The sequence below is a fragment of the Caldicoprobacter sp. genome, from assembly GCF_047459465.1.
Classification (GTDB): domain Bacteria; phylum Bacillota; class Clostridia; order Caldicoprobacterales; family Caldicoprobacteraceae; genus Caldicoprobacter.
In genome coordinates this window covers 1-3,786 of the sequence record NZ_VSCO01000155.1, presented here as the reverse complement: position 1 = coordinate 3,786, position 3,786 = coordinate 1, and the positions used below count along the sequence as shown (strand labels likewise).

The window sequence follows — 3,786 nt, the reverse complement described above, 5'->3', positions numbered from 1 at the left end:
CCCAGCATGAAGAGGGGGCCGGAGGTACTGCAAAAGGCCATTATCCTTTGGGCTTGATGGGGAGTTATGTCCCTCCTTTCGAGGAAGGATGAGGTAAGCTTTGCTCCTACCGGGTAGCCAGAGGTGATGCTCATGGCCCATATAAACGAGCTTTCGCCCGGGCAGCGGAACAATGGCCCCATGACGGGCCTGAGCAGGACGGCGAAAAAGTTCACCAGGCCTATGCCCATCATTATTTCTGAAGCGATGAAAAAAGGAAGCAGTGCCGGGAAGACGTTTCTCAGCCAGGTGTCCAGGCCAGTCAAGGCTGCCTGGAAGGATTGGCGCGGAAAGGCGATTATAAAACAGGTCACCAGGAGGCACAATATCACCAACGTTATGGATTGTAGCTTTATCAAGGTATATCCCTTATGCATTTTCCCTCCCGCGTAATGAGCATATAAGGAGTGCGCTTTAGTATATTCATATTGTGGAGGTCGTAAATTTATGAAGAAAAAGGTGAAGATAGGCTTGGCTTTGGGGTCGGGAGCTGCTAGAGGCTTGGCCCACATCGGCGTATTGCAGGTGCTTGAGGAAAACGGGATTGTTCCCGACTACATAGCTGGGTCCAGCATTGGCGCCGTTGTGGGAGCTTTGTATGCTGCCGGCGTTTCGCCCAAGATGATGGAAGGGATAGCACAAAACCTGGATATGAAGAAGTATTACGATGTTAGCGTTCCGCGTCATGGCTTTATAAAAGGACATAGGATCGAAGAGCTCATCAAGCTGCTTACCCGCGATAGGGAGTTTGGAGAGCTTAACATTCCTCTTACCGTTACGGCCGTCGACCTTAAGACCTGCCAGCTGATAGAGCTCAACGAGGGCAAGGTATACAGGGCTGTGCGGGCCAGCATATCCATACCCGGAATATTTACCCCGGTGGAGTGGGGGGATTATATCCTGGTAGATGGGGGACTGTTGGCACGGGTGCCGGTGGATACCGTAAAGCGCATGGGAGCCGATGTAGTCATAGGGGTAGACGTGGGATTTCGTGGACAGCATCGCCCACCCGTAAACATCCTGGAAGTGATTTTGCAGTCGTTGGAGGTAATGGAGCTGGAGATTTTGAAGAACAACGTACAAAAAGGAGATGTAATAATCTATCCCGATGTCTCGAGTGTCCATCCTTTCTTTTTTGACGAGGTGGATAGATGCATACAGGCGGGCAGAAAGGCCACTTTGGAAGCCATAGACAGGATAAAAAGTCTCATAGAAACTTACCAGCATTAGATTACCCTGATCTTTTCGGTGAAGTCCCTGTTTCCCTTTCTATAACATGGGTTGGGTATCCCCAGGCTATATAAATTGGTGGCCAAAACGTCTATATCGAACATTTCACGGGCTATGGGGCTTTTTAGTACCTCCTCATAATGGGCTGCCTTTGTTATGATGGGCACCTTGGCGCTTTGTTTTAATTGCTTTAAAAGTGGTATGGCTCTGGTTGAGAAGCCCAGGATTCGCAAGTATTGGGGTCCTCCGGCGCGCCGAAACCTTTCCACCCTTTCTTTTGTTATGCCCAGCAGCGCGTGAACCAGTATGCGCTGGAGGCGCGTGTAGACGTATCTTTTTGTCTTGGCAAGGGCCATGAATTCATCTAGGGTGGAGGCTTTGAGAGCGCATTCCTTTATGCGGTTTTCAAGGCCTTCATCTATGTCCATCAGGTTTTTGATGTCTTCTAGGGGCATGGAGCGGATGTTCCCCAGCATGAGCTGTTCAAGGGAACTGTTGGTGACCGGCCCTTTTCCCGATTCTATGGCACCCTTTAATATTTCAAAGGATGCTCGAGGCATTGCCCGGGAAATGTTGCCCCAACATTTTTGCTTTTTAAGTTCATTCCTTATAGCAGTTGCGCTGGATATCTCGCCGCTCATCTCCTGGGCGTTGTACGATGCGCCTATCCGCTGAATGGTAACCGGAATTATGTTACTTTTTGTCCTGTACAGCGCTTTCAGGTATTCTATGGCCAGTATGGAGTTGGAGCTATTGATTATCCTTTCCCACTGGCTTTCCGAAAAGCTTAAGCCCATTTTTTTTGCGTGTTCCATGATTGCCATGTGCCTGGCCTGAGGAAAGGACAGCCCTTGGTCCAGGTATTGTTTCAGCAGCGCTTTGAATGTCGGGGGTTCTTCGGCCAGCACCCTAGCTATTTCTGTCAGCGGCTGTATTGTTCCTATTTCGCTGCCGAAGCTTATATGGGTTACCACTCCCGTATGGTTTAGGAGTTGGACGCCGCCATAGGCGAACAGCTCTGCCGTTTGAGATGAATATACAGCCGGCAGCTCCACCACTATGTCTACACCATTTCGGAGCGCCATTTCAGCCCTTTCCCACTTATCGACTATGGCCGCTTCGCCCCTCTGGGTGAAGTGGCCCGACATGGCTACTATAGTGTAATCGGGCTGTATGAGTTCTAAAGAGCTTTTTAGGTGGTGCAAATGCCCGTTGTGAAATGGGTTGTATTCAGCGATTATCCCCAGTACCTTCACCATAACCCCTCGCTTTGGAGATGATATATTATTATATCTTGTGGTCGGTATAATGTAAATTTTCAAAAACTTATTGATTTACCCCCTATTTAGGTTAGAATAGATAATGGTTGTCCTAAGGTGAAAAATAAATACAGAAAATTTAGAAATCATATTTTATGAAGGATTTTGATATTTTATGTAGAATATAAAATAGGTTGAGTTTTTGTGTGTTTTTAATCAAAAATAAATTTTTGTGAAAGGGGATCATCTATGGGTGTAATGGAATCTATCATTAATAAGGCTAAATCGTGCAAAAAACGCATAGTCCTTCCGGAAAGCAATGACGACAGGACGTTGAAGGCGGCCGAAATAGCCATGAAGGAGGGCATAGCCGACATAATCCTGCTGGGCAAAAAAGAAGAGATCTATAAAAATGCAGCAGGGTTGAATTTGGCGGATGCTACGATTATAGATCCGGAGAGCTCGGATAAATTTGACTTTTATGTCGATCAGCTGGTGGAGCTTCGCAAACATAAGGGGATGACGGCCGAAAAGGCCAGGGAGCTCATGAAGAATCCACTTTACTATGGTTGTATGATGGTCAAGCTGGGCGATGCTGATGGAATGGTGGCGGGAGCGGTGTACAGCACGCCCGACGTATGGAGGCCGGTATTGCAGATCATAAAGACTATGCCGGGAATATCGGTAGCATCCAGCTGTTTTCTGATCGAGGTGCCCGATTGTCAGTATGGCGAAAACGGAGTATTCATCTATGCCGACTGCGGTTTGAATCCCAATCCTACCGCCCAGGATTTAGCTGCTATTGCGATATCGGCCGCCAGAACCGCCAAAGTGCTGGTGGGTATGGAACCGCGAGTGGCCATGCTGTCCTTCTCGACCAAGGGAAGCGCTGAGCACGAGTCGGTTGACAAGGTGAGGGAGGCCACTCGCATAGCCAAAGAGATGATGCCTGACCTGCTGATAGATGGAGAGTTGCAGGTGGATGCCGCACTGGATATGGAAGTGGCCAAGAAGAAATGCCCGGGCAGTCCGGTGGCGGGTAGGGCCAACGTATTGATATTCCCCGACCTTAACGCTGGCAATATTGCGTATAAGCTCACGCAGAGGCTGGCCAAAGCCATGGCATTGGGCCCATTGAGCCAGGGGTTGGCAAAGCCGGTCAATGATCTCTCCAGAGGGTGCAGCGCCGAAGACATCGTCAACGTCATTGCCATTACCGTGGTTGAGGCTCAATAACGGTGAAGGGAGGAGCAGGATA

At 48.9% G+C, this 3,786-nt stretch carries 4 protein-coding genes; 2 read left to right on the top strand and 2 right to left on the bottom strand.

Annotated elements, in window-relative coordinates; all coding sequences use genetic code 11:
• On the bottom strand, positions 1-416 hold a 416-nt coding region (locus FWJ59_RS08465), incomplete at its 3' end, for a nucleoside recognition domain-containing protein (RefSeq protein ID WP_414481509.1).
• A 70-nt stretch (positions 417-486) separates the two neighbouring features.
• Here FWJ59_RS08465 and FWJ59_RS08460 point away from each other — a divergent pair.
• Positions 487-1,269 carry a patatin-like phospholipase family protein gene (locus FWJ59_RS08460; protein WP_414481508.1) on the top strand — a complete coding sequence of 261 codons (783 nt, stop codon included), beginning with the start codon at positions 487-489 and terminating at the stop codon, positions 1,267-1,269.
• Here the strand turns inward: FWJ59_RS08460 and FWJ59_RS08455 are convergent.
• Positions 1,266-2,525 carry a nucleotidyltransferase gene (locus FWJ59_RS08455; RefSeq protein WP_414481507.1) on the bottom strand — a complete coding sequence of 420 codons (1,260 nt, stop codon included), beginning with the start codon at positions 2,523-2,525 and terminating at the stop codon, positions 1,266-1,268. The genes FWJ59_RS08460 and FWJ59_RS08455 overlap by 4 nt on opposite strands.
• Before the next feature lie 252 nt (positions 2,526-2,777).
• Here FWJ59_RS08455 and pta point away from each other — a divergent pair, with 252 nt between their 5' ends.
• On the top strand, positions 2,778-3,764 hold the full coding sequence (gene pta, locus FWJ59_RS08450) for a phosphate acetyltransferase (RefSeq protein ID WP_414481506.1): 987 nt from the start codon (positions 2,778-2,780) through the stop codon (positions 3,762-3,764).
• Positions 3,765-3,786 lie beyond the last annotated feature (22 nt).